At 69.7% G+C, this 20,331-nt stretch carries 15 protein-coding genes; 3 read left to right on the top strand and 12 right to left on the bottom strand.

Annotated features, from left to right (window positions below; genetic code table 11):
* The first annotated feature begins 152 nt into the window (after positions 1–152).
* The gene (locus tag AC07AG_RS02165) at positions 153–1,268 is read left to right on the top strand and encodes a hypothetical protein (protein WP_478750921.1); all 1,116 of its coding nucleotides are present in this window, start codon (positions 153–155) and stop codon (positions 1,266–1,268) included.
* A 27-nt stretch (positions 1,269–1,295) separates the two neighbouring features.
* Here the strand turns inward: AC07AG_RS02165 and AC07AG_RS02160 are convergent, their stop codons facing one another.
* From AC07AG_RS02160 to AC07AG_RS02150, 3 genes are all read right to left on the bottom strand, one after another.
* A complete protein-coding gene (locus tag AC07AG_RS02160) occupies positions 1,296–2,105 on the bottom strand; it encodes an SDR family NAD(P)-dependent oxidoreductase (protein WP_478750919.1) in 810 nt (269 codons plus the stop codon).
* Positions 2,106–2,217: 112 nt separating this feature from the next.
* Entirely contained in the window at positions 2,218–3,696 is a 1,479-nt protein-coding gene (locus tag AC07AG_RS02155) for an esterase (protein ID WP_478750917.1), read from the bottom strand.
* A 139-nt stretch (positions 3,697–3,835) separates the two neighbouring features.
* A complete protein-coding gene (locus AC07AG_RS02150) occupies positions 3,836–5,617 on the bottom strand; it encodes a carbamoyltransferase family protein (protein WP_478750915.1) in 1,782 nt (593 codons plus the stop codon).
* A gap of 113 nt (positions 5,618–5,730) precedes the next feature.
* Here AC07AG_RS02150 and AC07AG_RS02145 point away from each other — a divergent pair, with 113 nt between their 5' ends.
* Positions 5,731–6,177: a cupin domain-containing protein gene (locus AC07AG_RS02145; protein ID WP_478750913.1), complete on the top strand. Its 447-nt coding sequence runs from the start codon at positions 5,731–5,733 to the stop codon at positions 6,175–6,177.
* Positions 6,178–6,195: 18 nt separating this feature from the next.
* Here the strand turns inward: AC07AG_RS02145 and AC07AG_RS02140 are convergent, their stop codons facing one another.
* The 6 genes from AC07AG_RS02140 to AC07AG_RS02115 form a co-directional block, all read right to left on the bottom strand.
* The gene (locus AC07AG_RS02140; protein ID WP_478750911.1) at positions 6,196–8,163 is read right to left on the bottom strand and encodes an aminotransferase class I/II-fold pyridoxal phosphate-dependent enzyme; all 1,968 of its coding nucleotides are present in this window, start codon (positions 8,161–8,163) and stop codon (positions 6,196–6,198) included.
* A gap of 1 nt (position 8,164) precedes the next feature.
* Complete coding sequence (locus AC07AG_RS02135) at positions 8,165–9,127, bottom strand: NAD-dependent epimerase/dehydratase family protein (protein ID WP_478750909.1); 963 nt, start codon at positions 9,125–9,127, stop codon at positions 8,165–8,167.
* 14 nt (positions 9,128–9,141) lie between these two features.
* Positions 9,142–11,886, bottom strand: coding sequence for an alpha/beta fold hydrolase (locus AC07AG_RS02130; protein WP_478750907.1), 2,745 nt, complete (start codon positions 11,884–11,886; stop codon positions 9,142–9,144).
* A 153-nt stretch (positions 11,887–12,039) separates the two neighbouring features.
* Entirely contained in the window at positions 12,040–13,203 is a 1,164-nt protein-coding gene (locus tag AC07AG_RS02125; protein ID WP_478750905.1) for an ATP-grasp domain-containing protein, read from the bottom strand.
* A 331-nt stretch (positions 13,204–13,534) separates the two neighbouring features.
* Complete coding sequence (locus AC07AG_RS02120; RefSeq protein ID WP_478750904.1) at positions 13,535–15,100, bottom strand: alpha/beta hydrolase; 1,566 nt, start codon at positions 15,098–15,100, stop codon at positions 13,535–13,537.
* A 211-nt stretch (positions 15,101–15,311) separates the two neighbouring features.
* Entirely contained in the window at positions 15,312–16,022 is a 711-nt protein-coding gene (locus tag AC07AG_RS02115; protein ID WP_478750902.1) for a DUF4232 domain-containing protein, read from the bottom strand.
* A 318-nt stretch (positions 16,023–16,340) separates the two neighbouring features.
* On the opposite strand from AC07AG_RS02115, the gene AC07AG_RS02110 reads away from it, so the two are divergent.
* Positions 16,341–16,652, top strand: coding sequence for a hypothetical protein (locus tag AC07AG_RS02110; protein WP_478750900.1), 312 nt, complete (start codon positions 16,341–16,343; stop codon positions 16,650–16,652).
* A 344-nt stretch (positions 16,653–16,996) separates the two neighbouring features.
* On the opposite strand, the gene AC07AG_RS02105 is transcribed toward AC07AG_RS02110, so the two are convergent.
* The 3 genes from AC07AG_RS02105 to AC07AG_RS02095 all read right to left on the bottom strand — a co-directional run bounded on the left by AC07AG_RS02105 (position 16,997) and on the right by AC07AG_RS02095 (position 20,204).
* Positions 16,997–19,393 carry an ATP-binding cassette domain-containing protein gene (locus AC07AG_RS02105; protein WP_478750898.1) on the bottom strand — a complete coding sequence of 799 codons (2,397 nt, stop codon included), beginning with the start codon at positions 19,391–19,393 and terminating at the stop codon, positions 16,997–16,999.
* Between the two features lie 92 nt (positions 19,394–19,485).
* Positions 19,486–19,917 (bottom strand): VOC family protein, encoded by a 432-nt coding sequence (locus tag AC07AG_RS02100; RefSeq protein WP_478750896.1) that lies wholly within the window; start codon positions 19,915–19,917, stop codon positions 19,486–19,488.
* A 209-nt stretch (positions 19,918–20,126) separates the two neighbouring features.
* Positions 20,127–20,204, bottom strand: coding sequence for a 50S ribosomal protein bL37 (locus tag AC07AG_RS02095; protein ID WP_370443954.1), 78 nt, complete (start codon positions 20,202–20,204; stop codon positions 20,127–20,129).
* Positions 20,205–20,331 lie beyond the last annotated feature (127 nt).

Genomic DNA, 20,331 nt, shown 5'->3' with positions numbered 1-20,331 from the left:
GCGCCCGCCACGAATTGCGCATCCCCGTGCATTGACGGCGCACCCCGCCCGGTTCAGGGTGTTTCCTCCGACAAATCTCCGGCGCGTCTCCCACGCACCTCCGGACGCACCTCCGACGCACCTCCGACAGGACCTCAAGAAGGGCTCCCTTCATGCGAAGACGCGTCTTTGTCCGTGGACTGACCATCACCGGCGCGGGGTTGGCCCTGCCCGTGCCATTAGCCGGCGCCGCTCCCCCGCGGCCCGGCACCGGCACCGCAGCTGCTGCCTGGCAGCAGGTCGCCGCCCCGGCCGCACAGGCGGCCGCCCACCTGCTCGCGGTCGCCGCCGCGAGCCCCGATCGCGCCTGGGCCGTGGGTGAACAGGGGCGCAACGGAAGCACCGTCGGCACCCCGCTCGCCCTCAGCTGGAACGGCTCCGCCTGGTCGCTGACCGACCTCTCCCACCTGACGTACCGCGGTGGCCTGCGTGCGGTCGCCGCCGGTCCGGACGGCGCGGCCCGCGCCATCGGCACGAACACCGCGGGGCACGATCAGCTCCTGGCGTGGGACGGCACGACCTGGCGCGAGGCGGACTTCCCCGGCCGGGGTGAGCCGGGCACGCGGCTGACCGGCGTCGCGTCCGCGCCCGGCGGCGGGTTCTGGGTGTCGGGGCGGCACGGTGACCGCGCCGGGCTGATGCGCGGCAACGGCACGACGTGGCGCTGGTGCAGGCCGCTGCCCGACGAGGCCGCGCCCACCCCGTCCGGCGTCCACGTGACACCCGGTGGTGAGGTGTGGGTCCACGGCGACGTCATCGCCCGCTGGGACGGCGCCTGGACGGTGGTGCCCCGCACGCTCGGCATCCGCGCCTCGGTGACCGGTCTGCTCCCGGTCGCGCACGACGACATCTGGCTCACCGGATTCGCGTACGGCGTGGGCGGGCCGCCCGGCAAACCGCCCGGCGTCACGCTGGAGCACTGGGACGGCACCCGGTGGAGCAGCGTCACGTCGCCTTTCACCGTAGGCCTGTTGAGCGGCATCACGGCGGACGCGGCGGGGCGGCCCGACCGGATATCCGGCTGGGACTTCTGGGACCAGAAGCGCGCCCACTACCTGCGCTGGGACGGCACGGCCTGGATCAGTGAACGCGGACCGGAGACGCCATCCACCTTTCTGCCCCAGGGCATCGCCCCGATCCCGGGCACGGACGGCGGCTACTGGTCGGTGGGCACGACGTCCTTCTCGCCGTTCCCACCCGCCCAGCTCCGTGTGGAGCGCTTCGGCTGACCCCGACCGGTGCTGCCCGCCCGGCCGCTAGGCGCGCGGCGCGATGCTGAAGTCGAACGCGGAGGTTCCTGGGTCCACCGCCGTCACCCCGCCGTCGACGGTCAGTGTCGCGCCGTTGACGAAGGACGCGGCGGGCGAGAGCAGCCAGGTGATCGCCTCGGCGACCTCCTCCGGCTCACCCGGACGGCCCGCGGGGACGAGCCGCGTCGCCTCCTTGTACGCGGCGTCGGCGCTGCCGTCCCCCAGTCCTGCCTCCTCGGCGAAGCGCGTCATCCGCCGGTCGGCCATCTCCGTCCGCACCCAGCTGGGGCACACGGTGTTGGCGCGCAGCCCTGCCTTGCCGTAGTCGACGGCGAGGGAGCGGCACAGTTGGAGGAGCGCCGCCTTGGACGTCGCGTACGCCGCGTTGGCCACGCCGTTGCGCAGTGCGGCGACCGAGGCGACCGCGACCACCGAGCCGCGCGCCTCAAGGAGGTGGGGAAGCGCGGCCCGCAGCAGGAGGAAGGGCCCGGTGAGGTTGGTGCGCATCACGGCCTCCCAGTCCTCGTCGGAGAGGTCGCCGACTGCTCCGCTGCGCCCGACCCCGGCGTTGAGCACGAGCCCGTCGATGCGGCCGTAGGCCTCCATGGCCGCATCGACGAGGCCCGCGACCTCCGCGGGGTCTCCCGCGTCGGCGGGGTGGGCCAGCGCCCCGGTCTCATCGGCGACCCGGTGCAGCGGCTCGGGACGCCGCCCGGAGACGACCACGCGGTGCCCGGCCGCACGCAGCTGCCGGGCCGTGGCGGCGCCGATGCCCGTTCCGCCGCCGGTGACGACGACAACTCGGCTCTCTGTCATGCCTGTTCAGCCTCCGGACGCAGTCGTGAGCACATGACCGCGATCATACGTAGGCCGCTCACGACCACGTCCGGATGGCCTGCCGCAAGGCCCGCTGCGGGCCCCTTGGCCCCTACTCGTCGATCGCCGCGCCGAACGCCGCGGCCGTGCCCGGCGCACCGAGCGACTCGGCGCCGTACGTCCAGGAGCCCGACGCGGTGATGCCACCGGCCCCCGCGGACAGGACCCACACCACTCCGTCCCCGGCGTTCTCGCCGGGCGCGGCGGCAAGCAGACCGAAGCGGCCGTCGCGGTTCGGGTCCGTCAGGCGCACCTGGGCGCCCCACTTGTCGCCCTTCTCGGCCACGCCGGGGATGTCCGCGGAGTTCTGGTCCCAGGACTTGGCGCCGATCCCCGTCATGCCCTCGTGCGAACCACGCAGCACCCAGGCCGCTCCGGCGTCCGCGACCGTGCCGATGTCCTCGCCCGGTGCGCCGATCGCGACGTCCGCGAAGCCGTCGCCGTTCGTGTCCGCCACGGACAGGTCGGCGCCCCAGCCGTCACCGCGCTCGGCGGTGCCGGGCACGTCCGAGCTGTCCTGCGTCCACCACTTGGCCTCGTCCTTGAGGCCGTCCGCGTCGCCGTAGCGGACGCCCACCAGGCCGCCGGTCATCGTTTCGCCCCCGTCGTCGGGGGAGTTGGGCTCGCCGGTCACCAGGTCGTCGTAGCCGTCGTTGTTGATGTCGCCGGACGCGGCCACGGGGCCGCCGCGCAGATCCTGCTCGTACGCGAGGCCGTCGGCGTTCCCCGAGAAGTGCGCGGACCAGCCGTGCCCCGGCTCGTCGCCCACGGACACGCCGGACACGACGAGGTCCGCGTAGCCGTTGTCGTCGTAGTCGCCTGTGGTCAGCGACTTCGGCAGGATGTCGCGGCCGTCGGCCGCCGCGGACAGCCGCTCGGTCGCCTGCCGCTTCAGCGGGGCCTGCCCGTCGGCCTGCGGTGCGGCGTCGTACGCGAAGAGCTCCAGGTCGTCACGGTCCAGTACGGCGAGCACGTCGCCCGGCGTCTCGCCGGTGAAGTGCGCCGCGGCCAGGCCGAGGCCGAACTGCTCGCCCTTGGTGGGCTCCTGGGTCTCCAGCCAGTCGCTGGCCTCCCCGCTGAGGCCCTGCTTCGAGCCCCACAGGATCGCGACACCACCGGCGTCCGCCGTGTCGCCGATGTCCTCGCCGGGGATGCCGACGATCGCGTCGTCGAAGCCGTCCCCGTCCAGGTCGCCGGTGGCGACGGCCTTCCCGAAGCCGTCACCCGCCTCAGCGGCGCCGGCGACGCCGGCCGTCGACTGGCTGAACCGGGCGACGTTGGTGGTGCCTATGCCTCTGGACGATCCGTACTGGGCGGTGACGAGACCGGCGCCCTTCTGGCCGCTGACCGTCGCCCCTGGGGCTCCGACCAGCACGTCCTCATATCCGTCGCCGTTGAAGTCACTGTTGCGGTCGTTGGCGTGCGTACCCCCGGGGGTGCCAGCCACAGCGGAGGGGGCAGCGGCGATGCACGCCCCGGTGAGAAGGAGGAACGAGGCCGCGGCGAGGGCGGCCGAACGGTTCTTGCGCACGAGCGGCTCCTGTGAAGGAAAGTGGCCGGGCAGGCGCGAGGGTGTCCGGAAAGGGCCCGTTCCTTGTCCGGCGCCCTGTTCGACACCGCATGGGGCACAAGGGTTGTACGCGGCCTTCGATTCCAGGCTGATCCTCGGCTCAGCCGCCCTTCTTGGTGACCACGAACCGGCCGATGACCAGGCAGTCGATCTCGGTGGCGAGGAAGCACTCCAGCGCGTCGCGCGGTGAGCAGACGATGGGCTCACCGGCCACGTTGAAGGAGGTGTTGAGGAGGCAGGGCACATCCGTGTGCGCCGTGAAGGCGCGCAGCAGCTCCGCGAGCGCGGGATTCTGCCGCTCGTCGACGGTCTGGACCCGCGCCGTGCCGTCCACGTGACACGCGCCGGGGATCCGCTCCTGGAACTCCTTGCGCACCGGGAAGACGAACGTCATGTACGGGGAGGAGGTCTTCTTGCCCATCTCGAAGACGCGGGGAGCCTCGGATGCGAGGACGACGGGCGCGAACGGGCGGAAGGGCTCCCGGTGTTTCACCCGGAGATTGATGATGTCCTTGATGTCGGGGAAGGCCGGGTTGGCGAGGATGCTGCGGTTCCCCAGGGCGCGCGGTCCGAACTCGGCGCGGCCCTGGAACCACCCCACGACGTTCTTCCCCGCGAGCAGCCGCGCCGTCCTCTCGGCGACCGCGGAAGTGTCGGGCTCCTCCTGCCACTCGACGCGGTCCGTGTACTCGGCCAGTGCGTCGAGGATCTGCCGCTCGTCGTACGAGGGGCCGAGGTACGGGGTGGTGACAGCGTCCGCGGGCCGGTTCCTGAGACCGGCGGTGTACACGGCAGCGCCGATGGCGACACCCGGGTCGCTGGCCCCGAAGCTGACCTCCATGCCGGTGAACGAGGACCGCTCCAGCATCTTCGTGTTGGCCACGCAGTTGAGCGCGAGACCGCCCTCGAAGAGCAGGGTGTCCAGGCTCGATGCGGCGGTCAGGGCCCGCAGCTGATGCGCGGTCACGGCCTCGACCATGTGCTGGGCGAGACCGGCCACCTTGACCCGGAAGTCGAACTCCTCGCGCTTCTCGCTGTCGCCGCCGAACAGGTCGTCGAACAGTGCGTGGTAGCCGCCGATGTCGCTGGGGATCGACAGGGTGTACGAGCCGTTCTCGTGCAGCCGCACGACGCGCTCCAGCAGAGGGTTGTGCTGCGGCGGCGGGCCGTAGGCGGCCAGGCCCATCACTTTGTACTCGTCGTTGTTGGGGACGAACCCCAGATAGCGGGTGATCCTTCCGTAGGCCACGCCGAGCGAACTGGCCATGTCGACGGTGCCCTCGTCGAAGAGCCGGACCACGCCGTCGCGCAGCTCACCCATGACGGAGGAGAGGGTCTCGGCCCGGCCGTCGCTCACCAGGAACGCCGCGTCGCCTCCGCCCGCCAGATAGGCGCCGCACATGAGGTGGGCCAGGTGATGGGGCACCAGGGTGAGCTTGTTGGGGTCCAGCGCGTGGCCGGTGCGCTGGACGAAGTCGCCGTACACCGCCTCGCGGCTGAGCATGTCGGTGTAGAGCTCACCCGTGCGCCGCAGGGCGTCGAACTTGGCCGCGACCGGCATGTCGGCGCCGGATATCCGCGCGATCATCTCCTCGGCCACGGTCGGCGAAAAGCGCCAGGGGAAAGCGACGACGTCCACCTGGTCGAGTTCGACACCTGCGGATTCCAGGCACCATCTGATCGCGTTCGCCGGGAAATCGGAGGTCTTCTTGACCCGGCTCAGCTGTTCCTCCTCGACGGCGGCGACCACCTCGCCGTCGATAGTCAGAGCCGCCGCGGCGTCGTGGCCCACCAGAAGATTGCGGCCGACTCCGGTCGCCCCGTAGAGACGTCCGAAAAGCTCCGCGCCCCTGGTGAATCCGTTGTATCCGAGCACGATCACGGGCGTTCAGCCTCCTCATAGGCTCAATTGCACTGCTGGAACTGCTACTTGACTCACGTAGATTTCAGTTAGAGTGCCATCGATGTACATCGAAGACCGAAAGGAACCGCTTCGTGGGCAGCAATTCATCCACCGATCTTCCGCTGGTCAGCACGGTCGTCGCCGAGGGGTTCGACCGCTGGAGCCCGCCACTGCACAAGGAATTCGAGAACAACACCCATAACGGATGCATCAGCCGGACGCTGGTGAAAGAGACCGAATCGGTGCGCGTCTGGGAGGCCCATCTCCAGCCGGGAGAGCGCATTCCCGTCCACCGGCACGTACTTGATTACTCGTGGACTGCCCTCACTCCTGGAAAAGCCCGCCAGCACGCGAGTGACGGCAGCAGCCGCGAAATATCGTATGTCCGCGGGCAGACCCAGCACTTCAGTTTCTCCGGCGGGCAATACCACCTCCATGACCTGAAGAACATCGGCGACGAAGTTCTGTCGTTCGTGGTCGTCGAGATCAAGGACGGGGCGAACGAACCCCTTCCGTTGGATGACACCGTCGGTTCCTGATCCGGTTCCTGACCGGGCTCACACGGCGGCGGAGAGCGCCGCGAGCAGCGCGTCGTTCGCGCGCCGGTTGCCGATGGAGATGCGGCAGGTGGCGGGGATGAGGAACCCGACGTCGGCGACCACGATCCCCGCGTTGTGCAGCTGCTCCATGACGCGCTCGTGCTTGTGGAGCCGCACCAGCAGGAAGTTCGCCTCCGAGGGGAACACCCGCTCCACAGCCGGGTGTTCGGCCAGCATCCGGGCCATCCGGTCGCGCTCCGCCCGGATGTGCCGGACGCTGGCCAGCGCCCGTCGCGCGTTGGTCAGCCGGTCCCGCACGGCGCTCTGCGACGCGTCGGTGAACCCGAAGGGCACCTGCACCCGCCGCAGGGCGTCGATGATGCCGGGCTGCGCCAGGGCGATCCCGCAGCGGGCGCCGGCCAGCCCCCATGCCTTCGAGAGGGTTCTGAGCACGATGAGGTTGTCGTGCTCGGCGACAAGACCGGCGTACGAAGGCTTCTCGCTGAACTCGACATACGCCTCGTCGATCACGACCAGGCCCCGTGTGCCGGTGACGACGGCCCGCACCTGCGCCGGATCGAGCCTGGTCCCGACGGGGTTGTTCGGATCGCACAGTATGGTCACCCGCGGATCGGCCGCCAGGATCCGCTCGGTGTCGAGCTCGGACAGGTCGTCGCCGCGCAGGGGCACCTCGACCAGAGGCAGGCGCAGCAGTCGGGCGAAGTGGGCGTAGAGCGGGAAGGTGGGCGGCGTGACACACACGCTCTCACCGGGCGAGGCAAGGGCCGCCAGGAGCAGCATGACGCCGTCGACCGATCCGCTGGAGAACAGTAGATGGTCCGCGGTCAGCGCTCCGGTGCCCTCGTGGCCGGGCAGCTCGGAGATCGTGGACAGGTACGTGCCGGCGAGCTCCGCCGTGTCGAGGTGGGGGTATTGACTCGCGGTACCCAGGAACGGGTTGGTGTTGCTCGACAGGTCGATGGTGTCGAACCTCGGCTGGTGACGGGCGCGTGCCGGCCCCGGGACCGGCACGGTCGTGACGGGAGGAGCGGCGAACCGCGACAGTGCCGACTCCCCCGACGCCTCCTCACGGGCCGTGAGGCCTTCGGCGCGCAGCCAGTGGTCGAGGGGGACGAACAGGTCGGCTCCGTGGCGGCGCTTGTCGTGGGTCTCCCCCGGGCCGAGATGGACCCAGTGCAGTCCGGAGCGCCGGGCCTGGAGGTAGAGCCCGTACAGGGATGTCGCGTGGAAGTCGCTGTCCGCGGCGGGGTCGTCGGGGTCGGCGGCCTGCGTCAGGTGGTAGAGCCCCCGGCCGTTGTGGGACCTGGCCGTGAGCGCCACGTGGACCACGCTGTCCCCTCGGCGGCGCACGAGCATCTCCGTGCGCTCCGCGAGGACACCGTCCGCGAGTGCGGCGAGGGCCTCGGCGCCGTACGGGTTGTGGCCGCCTCCGTGCCGCTCCGCGCGGCGGCGGTGGAGTTCCACGAAGGCGTCGCGCGCCCAGGGCGACCCGCCGAGCTCGCTCAGGCGGATCCGCTCCCAGGTGAGGTCGCGGGAGAGCGCCTCGTGGCAGCGTCGGAGGGCGCGTTGCCGGCGACCGCCGAGGCGGGCGCGCAGGAGCTCGTCCACGTCCCCGGTCAGGCGGACGACGCACTCGGCTCCGGCGGCGAAGGGGACGAAGCCGGCCGCCCGCAGCGCGCCTGGGTCGTCGGTGCGGCGTACGTGGGGCACCAGGATCTGGGGTACGTCCAGCGCCTCCGCCCGGCGCACGAGCTCATCGACCGTGTGGGCGGTGGGAGCCGGGCCGGTCGGGTGGTACAGGGCCGCGCCGCCGACCAGGGTGGGGCGTTCAAGGACGCCGGGCTCCAAGCCGCTCAACGCGGCTTCACCTGAGCCCAGTTGGGCCAGGGAGCCCACCGGTTCGTGGTGACCGAGGGCCGCGCTCAGCACCCGCTGAAGCGCCTCTGCATCTGTGGGTCCGCGCATGCTAGTGCCCCGCTCCTTGCTCCGCCGCCTGCTCGTCGACGTACGGGTCGATACGGTCGCGGTACTCCTCGAACAGCTCGGCCAAGGTGCGGGCGATGCCGGCCTTCCAGTCGATGGAGCAGTCGCCGATCAGCCCGCGGCGGACCTCGTGGTCGAAGATCGCCGTCTCCCGGCTGTAGTCGCTACGGTCCAACTGGACCGGCACGCCGGTGAGTTCGGACATGTACTCCAGCAGGTCGGTCATGCCGACCTCCTCGTCGCCGCCCCAGTTCACCACCCGCGCGGGCGTACCCGCCGCGCCCCACAACAGCGGCACCTGCCGGACGAGGTCATCGGTGTGCAGCAGGTTGCAGTAGTTCTGTCCCTGGCGGGGCACCGCGCACGGCTGCCCCTTCCGCATCTGCTTGAACAAGATCATGGGTACGCCGCCGTGGCCGTACGGGCCGTAGGCGATGTTGAGCCGGGCGATGACCGTCGGCAGTCCGAGCGCTTCGGCAAGCCCCCGCGCCACTCCTTCGGCGGCGAGCTTGCCGACGGGGTAGGTCGGCAGCCACGGCACCGCTCCGCCCACGGCGTCGCCCTCGCGGTACCGGTGGGTGCTGTCGGCCCGGTCGTAGACCACCCCCGACGAGACGTACAGGAACGCCTCGGCGCCGGAGCAGTGGGTCATCAGCCGTGCGGTGCCCGCGGCGTTGATCCGCGCGGTCTCCGCGAAGTCCTGGCCGTCTCCGCGGTGCACCGCCGAGTGCAGGACGTGGGTGAAGTCGCCGGGCAGCTCCCCGAGTTCGTCGGTGGCCATGTCCCAGGTGAAGGTGCGGGCGCCCATGTTCTCCAGGGCCTTGCGTGCGGCCGGGTCGCCGAACCGGCCCAGGCACCACACCTCGTTGTCCGGGGCGAGCGCCTCGGCGACGGGCATCGCGACCTGCCCGGTCCCACCCGTGACGAGAATCTTCTTGCCTTGCATTCCTGTGTCCGTCCTTAACCGAGCGCGCGGGTCAGTTCGTGCCGCAACGTTGCCTGGAAGGTCTGCACGTGCTGCGGGCTCATCAGGGTGTAGTGCTCGCCGTCGACCTCGATGTACTGGTTGGGGTTGCGGGTGAAGTCGTCCCAGTGGCGCAACTGGCCGTCCAGCCACTCCTGTTTGGTGCCCTTGAGCGGCGTGCAGTAGAAGACGCGTACGTCGTCGACCGACCCGGAGGGTTCGTAGGTGCGGCCCAGGTGCACCATGTTCTGCGCCAGGTGCACCCAGGTGGTGAACCGCTCGACGGTGAGGTCCAGTTCGGTCAGGCGCCGTTTGGGTGCGTGGTCGACCAGGTAGGCCAGTTGGTCGGCTTCGGGCAGGGGGCGCAGGGTGGCGGTGAGGCCTTCGATGTCGGCGGCGGCGATCAGCTCCAGGAACAGCGCCAGGTTGATCGCGCCGTCGGTGAAGGTGATCTCGTTCATGCGCACGGAGATGCTCGGCGGCAGGTTGAAGACGCCCACGAACCTGACCTCGTCGCCGTCGGCCTCGAGGCGCTTGGCGATCTCGAAGGCGACCGCTCCACCGTAGGAGTAGCCGGCCACGGCGTACGGACCGCTCGGCTGGGCCCGCCGGATCGCCCCCACATAGGTGGTGACCATGTCGTCGAACGACTCGAAGTGGCTCTCGCCCTGACCGAACCCACGGGCCCGCAACGCGTAGAACGGCCGTTCGCCGGTGAAGTACTTGGCGAGATTGACGAACACGAGGACCTCCCCCAGGCCCGGGTGCACGCAGAACAGCGGCGTTCCGTCCCCGGTGACCTGGAGGGGAACCAGCGGGTCGTAGGCGGAGTCTCCGTCGGCGTTCCGTGCGGCGGTCAGGCGTCCTGCCAGGGCGCGCACGCTGGGGGCCTGCAGGAGCGTGGACATCGGCACGTCGTCGATGCCGAACTCGGTCTGTATCTCCAGTTTGAGCCGCAGCACGTCCAGCGAGGTGCCGCCCAGGTCGAAGAAGCTGGCGGTCGTCGAAACTTTCTGGGTGTTCAGGACGCGTGCGTAGACATCGGCCAGGGAGATCTCGACGTCGCCCTCCGGCGCCGCGTAAGCGCCGAGGAAGCGGGAGGTCACCGCGTCCGACCTGCGGACCGCCCGGTCCAGGGCGCCGGCCTCGACGGACGCGCGCAGCCGCGAACGCTGGATCTTGCCGAGGTTGCCGCGGGGGATCTCCGCCTCGTCGACGGGCAGGATCAGCTGGGGCCGGAAACCCCAGTGCATCACCGTCGAGCTGCGGATCGCCACGAGGGCGCGGTACACGGCCGAGTCGTCGGCGGGGTCGCCCGCGGGGACGAACGCGACGGCGAGCTGTTCGGAGTCGGCGCCGTCCGGCCGGATCGGGAAGGCCGCGACCTGCCCGCGCTTCACCCCGTCCAGTTCGTCGAGGACCGCTTCCAGGTCGTGGCTGTAGTAGTTGACGCCGTTGACGATGACGGAGTCCTTGGTCCGGCCGACCAGTGTCAGCCGGCCCGCGGCGTCGAGACATCCCAGGTCGCCCGTGCGGAACCAGCCGTCGGGGGTGAACGCCTGGGCGGTGGCCCGGTCATTGCCGAAATACCCGTCGGTGACCATCGTGCCGCGCAGCTGCACCTCCCCCGATTCGCCCGACGTGGACCGGTCGGCGGCGGTGGAGGCAAGCACCGTGCCGTTGCCGTCGACGATGCGGATGTGCAGTCCTCGTACGGGAGCGCCCAACGGAGGGAACTCCGTCTCCAGGTCACGGGCGGCGAATTCACGGTTGAACACGCTGCCCGCGCACGTCTCGGTCATCCCGAACGCGGGCACGATCACGTCGTGGCGCAGTCCGTACGGGGAGAGTGCGTCCAGGAAGGCCCGGACGGTGCCGGTCACGGTGGCCTCGCCGCCGGAAATGATGTGCCGGACCCGCGAGAGATCCAACTCGGCCTGGGGTACGGGGCGTTGGGCGAGCGCCTGGTTGATCTGCCCGAACAGGAAGTTGGGCGTGAACGTCACTCTCACCCGGTGGGCCGCGAGCAGCCGGAGAAATTCGACGGGATCCGCGAGAACCGTGGCCGGGGTCGCCATGACCTGATCGGCGCCGTTGAACATCGGCAGCAGGTTGGCCTCGATCGCCGCTATGTGGTCGGCCGATATCCAGTTCAGCGACGTGTCGTCGGGCCCCAGATCCAGCGCCCCCGCCTTCCCCGCCTGCGCCGCGACGAGGTTGGCGTGGGTGAGCCTGACCGCCTTGCTCGATCCGGTGGACCCGGAGGTGAGCATCAGTACGGCGAGATCGTCCGGGGCGGGTGCGGGCAGCTGCTCCTGCTCGGCGGAGGCATGGCTCAACTCCTCGACCGTCACGGTCCGCAGGCCGATGTCGGGCAGGTCGCCGAGGGTCTCCTTGGACGCGATCACCAAAGGGCCGCCCAGGAGCGTGCGCAGGTGTTCCAGCTGCGTGCGCCATCGGGTGGGGTCGGCCGGCGGCGCGACCGGGCAGGGCACGACACCGGCCAGGACGCACCCCCAGAAGGCGCGGAAGAAGGTCTCGGGATCGTGAGCGGAAATCAGCACCCGTTCGCCCGGGGACGTGCCGTGGTTGCGCAGCCCTTGGGCAATCCGGCAGGCGCACTCCCGCAACTCGGCGTACGAGAGGAACGGGCCTCCGGTGAAAGTGATGCCGCGGGATGCGTCCCGGGCCGCGTGCTCGAGCAGTTGCGGGAGCGTCGAAGCTTGAGGTTGGTCCGGCATGGGGGTGACGACCTCCGATCAGAGAAAAGCACCACGGCTGAGAATCGGCTCAGGCCGGACGCACATCGGCGCCCAAAGAGATGTGCCGAGCTCGGAATTTCTCGCCGATCCAGAATTGCTCGCAGAATCCGAACCGCAGGTGCGCGGCTTCCGTCAGCCGCCGACCTCGTTGAAGCGCACGATTTCGTCGATCGTCTTCTGCAGCTTCAGTTCATCCGGGTCGGACACGATCGCCTGCCCGAAGCGGCCGTAAGGGCCGATCGGCGCATCGGGCGACGAGGGATATGAGATCTCGTCGAAGGAGAAGTTGCGCTCGAAGTCCTGCTGGGTCAGTGTTCCGTCGCTCGAGCGCCGCAGGAGAAGATATCCGTAGAAGCGCTCGGGTGTGCCGTCGTCCGGAATCCCGGCAGGCTCTTCTCCCAGCGCCAGGCTGATTTCCACGTCGAAGAGGTCGACGCCGAACGTCAATTGATTGACCTGCGGGGACAGCGCCCCGGGGAGGCGGATGGCGCACTCGCCGAACGTCAGTCCGGCTTCCTGCGCGAACGCTTCCATGTGGAATACGCAGTCAGGTGCCTCAAGGCTCTCCAGGACCTGCCCGGCGAGCTCCTCGGCCTGCCGGAACAGCTCCGGGTGCAGCCGCCTGTCCAGGATGTGCGCGGACAGGATGCCACCCTGAACGGCGCTGAGCGGCGAGATGTGGTTGCTGCTCAGGGACGACCACTGCAGACGGCCGTCCCTCCAGATGCCGTCCATGTAGACCTCGGGGGCATCGACGAAGGACTCGGCGACGATCGCGACGTCCGACTCGCCAGGGAACAGCTCCAGTGCTCGCGCATACTCGTGCGACGTACGAACGATGTTCGTGCGCAGCGACCCGGCTCCGGTCGCCGGCTTGACGACGAAGACGTCCCCCAGGTCCCTGGAAAGCTCCAGGAACGAGGTGTCCTTCGATACGTACCGGCAGCGGGCCCGCCTGATGTGTGGCGGCAGCTTTCCCTTCTGGAGATACTTGTCCCGGAAATAGAGCGCGGCCTTTGAATCGGAATTGCCGGGGAGGTCGAGCTGCTGCCTCACATAGGCAGCAGCGAAGACGCCCATTTCATGGACGGTGAGCACTCCTGCCACATCATCGACACGGGCGGCGAGTACGGCTCGCAATACTTCCTGCACGTTCTCCATGTCGGCGACCCGCTTGAAGGTCCGCCCTGCGGGCACACTCGCGGGCGCCTGCACGATATAGCAGGGGTCCAATCCTCGGCGCTTGAGCGCCTGGTCGAGGTCATCCCTGTATCCGATAACAATCATCGTCGGCATGCTTGTCTCCCCGTATTAAAGCTAGCCAACCAACACGTTGCATCGTGTCACACGGGCCACAGGAATGTGCACATGCATAATCATGATCATTTGCTCGGCAAGATGTGATTTAACTCACAAGTAAAGCTTTAGTCGAATGGGCATGGAATGACTCGCATGAATAGCAGGGGCCTGCACACAGGCGATTAATTCAGCCGGTACGGGAAAACAAGGCCCATATGGCACCGCACATACAAGAAGAGACAAGAAGGGCGACGCGGTAGGCCACGTGGAGCGGGCGGCGGTCGCCGCCCGCTCCACGTGGCCGTCAGCTCGGCAAGTGGCTGTCGGCTCAGGTCAAGGGACCCGGGGCCGGGAGCGAGGACGACGCCCGCCGCTCGCCGGGGGTTGCCTCACACGTCACGTCGGCTGCCGGGAGTCTGCCGGTGACCAGATAGGAATCGGCCACGGAGTCGGCGCACGGGTTCGTGCCATAGACACCGTGCCCCTCGCCCTCGTCGACCGTCACCATGCGCGATCCCTTGAGCTGACGGTGCATGACCTGTGCGGCGACCAGGGGGGTCTGCGAGTCCCACTCGTTCTGCACGATCAGCGCGGGGACCTTGTTGTTCACCTCGGTGACAGGCTCAACGGGCCTGTCCCAGAAGGCACAGGGCACGACACCCGATGCGAAGTCCCCGTACAAGGGGTAGCGGTCCGCGTCGCGGACCGAGTCCCTGCGGTACGTCTCGGGGTCGCGCGGCCAGGAGGCGTCACCGCACAACACCGCCATGGCGGCGGAGATGTCGGACTCCGACGGAGGCTCCTCGGCAGGAGCAGGGCCCTTCGCCCGCCCCTCTGCGGCCTCCTTCAGCTTCACGACCCGCTCGGCGGCGGCGCGGACGGTGAAGAACTCCGGTCGTACCAGCTCGCGTACCCCGGCTCCGTCGAGCGGGACCCCGTCGACGACGATCGGTTCGCGGTCGGCCCTGGCGATCACATCCCAGAAGCTCTTGCTCACCGCGGCCGGTGTGTCACCCAGTCCGTACGTCGCGTCGCGCGCGGCGGTCCACTTCGTCCACCGCTGGAACGCCCGCTCGGCCTGCGGCGCCCAGGTCCGGAACATCCCGCGCCACATCTGCTTCGGGTCGACGGCGCTGTCGAGAACGAAACGGTCGGCACGCCGGGGGAACATCTGCGTGTAGACGGCGCCGAGCGCGGTGCCGTACGAGCCTCCGTAGTACGAGATCTTCCGCTCGCCCAGGACTGCCCGCAGGACGTCCATGTCGCGCGCCGTGTTGCGGGTGGTGATGTGCGGGAGGGTGTCCCCCGCCTTCGCACGGCACTTGTCCGCCACCGACTTGGCCCAGGCGACGTTCTTGTCGAACGTCCGCAGCGGACGCAGGAACACGTTCTCATCAGCGCTGAGCCCGCACCGGACGGGTGTGCTGCGGCCGATTCCGCGCGGGTCGAACCCGATGAGGTCGTACCGGTCCTTCACCTTCTGGGGCAGCTGTTCTGCCAAGTAGAGCGGCATGTCGAGGCCGGGGCCGCCAGGGCCGCCAGGATTCGAGAGGAGCACGCCGTGGCGTTCGCCGGGGGCGCTGGTCCTCAGCCGCGATATCGCGATGTCGATCTTCTTGCCGCCGGGGTCGCGGTAGTCCAGCGGAACCTTCAGGGTCGCGCACCGCAAGGCGGCGGGGATGTCGGCTCCGCAGCGCCCCCAGACCGGCTTCTGCTGGGTGTACGGACGCAGGGCGTCGGCGTCGGCTGCGGCTGGGGCCGCCACAGGGGCTGCGGCTAAGTCAGGAGCCGTACGGATCAAGGGAGTTGCGGAGGCCGGAGCGGCTGCGAGGCCGGGGGCCAGAGCCGCCATCACGCTCACCGCGAGCAGCGGGACGAGCTTGCGTCTTTGCATGTGGACGGTCCTTCCGATCGGCATTACTGGACAAGAATGATCATTTCTGGCTCAGCGGCTGTGCGACTCATCCCGTGAGCCGGAGTTTGTCCAACTCACGTGCCATGCCGGACAGTTGCGTGTACTCCGCTGGTAGGAGCCATCGCACGGTGCGGCCCCGACCTGAGTCCTGGCCGCACCCGCACGTCGGTCGGATCCTGCGCACGTCGGCTCAGAACTCGTCGGCTCCGGCGCGCAGTTCGGGCGTCCAGTAGCCGGTCCTCGCGACCGCGTCGTCGACCGCGATGCCGCCGGTGGGTGCGGTGACGGCCTTGGTTCCCTCGGCGGGCCCGTCGGCGGCGAAGAGGTTCACGTTGAACGAGGTGACGGCACGGTTCTTCTCGTCGGCACCACCGTTGTTGATCCGCACGGCCGCATAGGCCGGGGCGCCCGCGTTCAGCACGACGGGAGAGCCCGGCCTGCTCTTGGCGACGGCCGGAACGTCCTTCGCGGTCTGGATGTCGCCGAACGCGATCAGCGGGTGCTGCAGCAGTGTGCAGGCGTGACCCGAGACGTTCGTGGCGGTCAGCGTGATGTGCGTGGTGGGCACGCCGTCCTGCTTGGCCGCGGAGATCTTCACGTCGTCGGCGGCACAGGCCACGGCCTTGACGCCGGGCCTGTTCTTGGCGCCGGTCCGCGCGGCGGAGCCCGAGGCGTCCGAACCGGCGGTGTCCCCGGCCGCGCCGCCCTTCGCGGCCCCGCCGTCGGCCGCCGCGTCCTTCTCGCCGGAGTCGCCGTCCGCTCCGGTTCCGGCGGACGCCGAGGGCGAGGCGGCTCCCTCGTCCTTGACGCCGCCGTCGCCGCCACAGGCGGTGAGCGTCAGGCTGAGCGCGGCGAAGGCGGCCGCGGCGAGTACGGCAGGGCGGCGGATGGAGGTACGCATGTGGGGCTCCCCGTGTGATGCGGTGCTGTGGTCGACGCCATCGGCGGTCAACTGGTCTGCCCACAGCCTCGGTTCCCGCGCCGACGTCCCGCTCACGTCCGGCTGACGCCTCGCTGACGCTCCCCCGCTCAGCGCGCTCGCGGCCCCCGCGTCCACCTGCTCAGGACCCTGCGCGGGCAGTTGATATGCGCCAGATACACGGCCCGGCACTCGGCGATTACCGCGTTCGAGTGTCTTGGCGGACCCGGTGCAACCAGACGGAGGCCCGTCCGCTTCCTGTCCCACACAGGCATCGCCACCCGTCGTGAGGAAGCCGCCATGACTTCACCCGCCACCGTCCTGCCGACCGTCAACACCATCCTGCCGACCGTCAACTGGGACGCGGAGGCCGACTTCCTGCTGCCCCCGCCCGACCCGACGCAGCGTCTGGACATGGCGGCGCCGACCGTTCTGACGCCCCGTGACCGGCACCGCCTGAGCCTGCACGCCACGCTCACCACGGCCGGGATCCCTCCCCACCCCGACGACGCCAAGGCCATCGACGCGCTGAGCACCCTCGATGACACGGTCGCCCTCGCGATCCGCCGGTGGCTCAGCACCCACGCCCATCCCGCGACCCCTCTCACGTGACGCGACGCGCGCACTCACCGAGCGCCCGCCCACCGCGGCAGGCCCGGCCGCTCAGCCTCTGTGGAACAGGTCCTGCGGATCGACGCGCTCCCAGCCCGAGCGCGGGGCGGGCGGGCGCGGCACCTCCCGGTCCTTGGCACGCCATTCGGCCACCAGCGCGTCGTAGATGGGGGATCGCGAAGGAGCTTCCCCACCACCGGCCCTCGTCCCGGCACGGGGCGGCCGCGGCGAAGGAACTCCATTCCCCGCATCGCTCATGCCCGGTCCAACGATCCTTTCCGCTCCGGGCAACGCCGCCCTCGTACCGAACGATTCCGAGAGGCCGTGGGCGCACCGCTCCCGGCTCAGGAACCCACGTACGCCGAGAGGTGCTCGCCGGTGAGCGTGGAGCGGTCGGCGACGAGGTCGGCGGGGGTGCCCTCGAAGACGATCCTGCCGCCGTCGTGTCCCGCGCCGGGGCCGAGGTCGATGATCCAGTCCGCGTGTGCCATGACCGCCTGGTGGTGCTCGATGACGATGACCGACTTGCCGGACTCGACGAGCCGGTCAAGCAGGCCGAGCAGCTGCTCGACGTCGGCGAGGTGCAGGCCGGTGGTCGGCTCGTCGAGGATGTAGACGCCGCCCTTGTCCGCCATGTGCGTGGCCAGCTTGAGCCGCTGCCGTTCGCCGCCGGACAGCGTGGTGAGCGGCTGGCCGAGGCTGATGTAGCCGAGGCCGACGTCGGCGAGCCGGTCGAGGATCTTGTGCGCGGCCGGCGTGTGCGCCTCACCGGAGCCGAAGAACTGCTCGGCCTCGGTCACCGACATCGCGAGCACCTCGCTGATGTCGCGCCCGCCGAAGGTGTACTCCAGGACCGCGGGCTGGAACCGCTGGCCCTCGCAGTCCTCACAGGTCGACTCGACTCCGGCCATCATTCCCAGGTCGGTGTAGATGACGCCTGCGCCGTTGCAGTTGGGGCAGGCACCCTCGGAGTTGGCGCTGAACAGCGCCGGCTTCACGTCGTTGGCCTTGGCGAACGCCTTGCGGATCGGGTCCAGGAGGCCGGTGTACGTCGCCGGGTTGCTGCGCCGCGAACCCTTGATCGGCGCCTGGTCGACCGAGACCACACCCGCGGAGGCGGGGACGGAGCCATGGATCAGTGAGCTCTTGCCGGAGCCCGCGACGCCGGTGACGACACACAGCACGCCCAGCGGCACATCGACGTCGACGCCCTGCAGGTTGTGGCGGGTGGCGCCGCGGATCTCCAGGGTGCCGGTGGCCTCGCGCACCGTCTCCTTGAGCGTGGCCCGGTCGTCGAGGTGACGCCCTGTGACGGTGTCGCTGGCCCGCAGAGCGTCGACGGTGCCCTCGAAACAGACGGAGCCGCCGCCCGTGCCGGCGCCGGGACCGAGGTCGACGACGTGGTCGGCGATCGCGATGGCCTCGGGCTTGTGCTCGACGACAAGGACCGTGTTGCCCTTGTCCCGCAGCCTCAGGAGCAGGTTGTTCATCCGCTCGATGTCGTGGGGGTGCAGGCCGATGGTGGGCTCGTCGAAGACGTACGTGACGTCGGTGAGCGAGGAGCCCAGATGGCGGATCATCTTGACGCGTTGCGCCTCGCCGCCCGACAGCGTGCCCGCGGGACGGTCGAGCGAGAGGTAGCCGAGGCCGATCTCCACGAACGAGTCGAGGGTCTGCTGCAGCGCGGCGAGCAGCGGCGCCACCGACGCGTCCTTGAGTCCGCGCACCCACTCGGCGAGGTCGCGGATCTCCATCGCGCAGGCGTCGGCGATGCTGATCCGCTTGATCTTCGAGGACCGGGCCCCTTCGGTGAGCCGGGTGCCGTCGCAATCGGGACAGGTGGTGAAGGTGACGGCCCGCTCCACGAAGGCGCGGATGTGCGGCTGCATCGCCTCCTTGTCCTTGGAAAGGAACGACTTCTGGATCTTGGGGATCAGGCCTTCGTACGTGAGGTTGACGCCGTTGACCTTGACCTTCATCTGCTCGCCGTAGAGGAAGTCCCGCAGTTCCTTCTTGGTGTACTTGCGGATCGGCTTGTCCGGGTCGACGAGGCCGGACTGGGCGTAGACCTGCACGGTCCACTGGCTGTCCGACTTCCAGCCAGGGATGGTGAAGGCGCCCTCGGAGAGCGACTTGGAGTCGTCGTAGAGCTGGGTGAGATCGATGTCGGAGACCGAGCCACGGCCCTCGCAGCGCGTGCACATGCCGCCGGTGCGGTTGAAGGTCGCCTTCACGGTCTTGGTCTTGTCGGCACCGCGTTCGACGGTGATCCCGCCGCTCGCCCGGACCGATGCGGTGTTGAAGGAGTACGCGCTGGGCGGGCCGATGTGCGGCTTGCCGAGCCGGCTGAAGAGGATGCGCAGCATCGCGTTGGCGTCGGTGGCGGTGCCGACCGTGGAACGGGGGTCGGCGCCCATCCGCTGCTGGTCGACGATGATCGCGGTCGTGAGCCCGTCGAGTACGTCGACTTCGGGGCGCGCCAGCGTCGGCATGAAGCCCTGCAGGAAGGCGCTGTAGGTTTCGTTGATCATCCGCTGCGACTCCGCGGCGATCGTGCTGAAGACGAGCGAGCTCTTGCCCGAGCCGGAGACGCCGGTGAACACCGTCAGGCGGCGCTTGGGGATCTCGATGCTGACGTCCTTGAGATTGTTCACGCGTGCGCCGTGCACCCGGATCAGGTCGTGGCTGTCGGCGGCGTGGAGCGCAGGCGACCGCGTGTTCTTTCTCTTGGCGGGGCTCATGGTCTCTCCATCTGTTCGGGCGAAGCCGCCTGAGCGGTCTCCGCCGGTGTCGCCTGGCTCGATCTGGTCGGTGTCGAGCAGTACGTCAGGTTCTACTTCGTCGGCGTGATGGCGGCAACGCGTTCCTGGATTCGGAGCAGATTGCCCGCGGGATCACGCACGGCGCAGTCGCGCACTCCGTACGGTTGCTCGGTCGGATTCTGGACGATCTCGGCGCCCTCGGCCCGGAGCCGCGCGAAGGTGCCGTCGAGGTCCGCGGTGGCGAGGATGATGCCCGCGTAGGTGCCCTTGGCCATCATCTCGGCGATGGTGCGGCGCTCGGCTTCGGTGATGCCGGGGTCGGTGGCCGGCGGCTGCAGGACGAGGGATGTGCCGGGCTGATCGGCGGGCCCGACGGTGATCCAGCGCATTCCGTCGTGACCGACGTCGTCGCGGACCTCGAAGCCGAGCGTGTCGCGGTAGAAGGCCAGGGAGGCGTCCGGGTCGTCGTGCGGGAGGAAGCTCGCGTGCAGGGTGACGTCCATGGCCATCACGCTAGATCCGGCTCGGGGCCGACGCTTCTCGATTCCTGATCGGTCCCGGCCGGGCGGCCTGCGGCCGGGTCGTCGCCCGGTCGTCCGCTGCTGAACACCGGGAGCAGGCGTCCGCTGCTGAACACCGGGAGCAGGGATGCACCCGGGAACGCCTCGGGGGCGGCACCAGATGGTGCCGCCCCCGATTGCCGCGCCCGCCGTCAGGACTGGGGGCGGCTGCCGTGGTTCGCGCCGTTCTTGCGGCGGGCCTTCTTCTTGCGACGTCGCTTCGAGGACATGGATACCTCCGTGGTTCCGGTGTTGCTTCCCGGGCTCGAGCCCAGGCGATCATGCCGCCCCTACCCAGCCCGACGCCTCGCCATGATGTGGCCTACGTCACCACGGACGCCTCCCGTGGCAGCCGGC

This window comes from Streptomyces sp. NPDC044044, from assembly GCF_056434405.1.
This window is presented reverse-complemented; position numbering and strand designations above follow the sequence as displayed.

Coding starts and splice junctions, on each gene's coding strand:
- AC07AG_RS02115 (WP_478750902.1), bottom strand. CDS start 16,022: ATGCGTACCTCCATCCGCCGCCCTGCCGTACTCGCCGCGGCCGCCTTC.
- AC07AG_RS02130 (WP_478750907.1), bottom strand. CDS start 11,886: ATGCCGGACCAACCTCAAGCTTCGACGCTCCCGCAACTGCTCGAGCAC.
- AC07AG_RS02165 (WP_478750921.1), top strand. CDS start 153: ATGCGAAGACGCGTCTTTGTCCGTGGACTGACCATCACCGGCGCGGGG.
- AC07AG_RS02125 (WP_478750905.1), bottom strand. CDS start 13,203: ATGCCGACGATGATTGTTATCGGATACAGGGATGACCTCGACCAGGCG.
- AC07AG_RS02135 (WP_478750909.1), bottom strand. CDS start 9,127: ATGCAAGGCAAGAAGATTCTCGTCACGGGTGGGACCGGGCAGGTCGCG.
- AC07AG_RS02160 (WP_478750919.1), bottom strand. CDS start 2,105: ATGACAGAGAGCCGAGTTGTCGTCGTCACCGGCGGCGGAACGGGCATC.
- AC07AG_RS02095 (WP_370443954.1), bottom strand. CDS start 20,204: ATGTCCTCGAAGCGACGTCGCAAGAAGAAGGCCCGCCGCAAGAACGGC.
- AC07AG_RS02110 (WP_478750900.1), top strand. CDS start 16,341: ATGACTTCACCCGCCACCGTCCTGCCGACCGTCAACACCATCCTGCCG.
- AC07AG_RS02120 (WP_478750904.1), bottom strand. CDS start 15,100: ATGCAAAGACGCAAGCTCGTCCCGCTGCTCGCGGTGAGCGTGATGGCG.
- AC07AG_RS02105 (WP_478750898.1), bottom strand. CDS start 19,393: ATGAGCCCCGCCAAGAGAAAGAACACGCGGTCGCCTGCGCTCCACGCC.
- AC07AG_RS02100 (WP_478750896.1), bottom strand. CDS start 19,917: ATGGACGTCACCCTGCACGCGAGCTTCCTCCCGCACGACGACCCGGAC.
- AC07AG_RS02140 (WP_478750911.1), bottom strand. CDS start 8,163: ATGCGCGGACCCACAGATGCAGAGGCGCTTCAGCGGGTGCTGAGCGCG.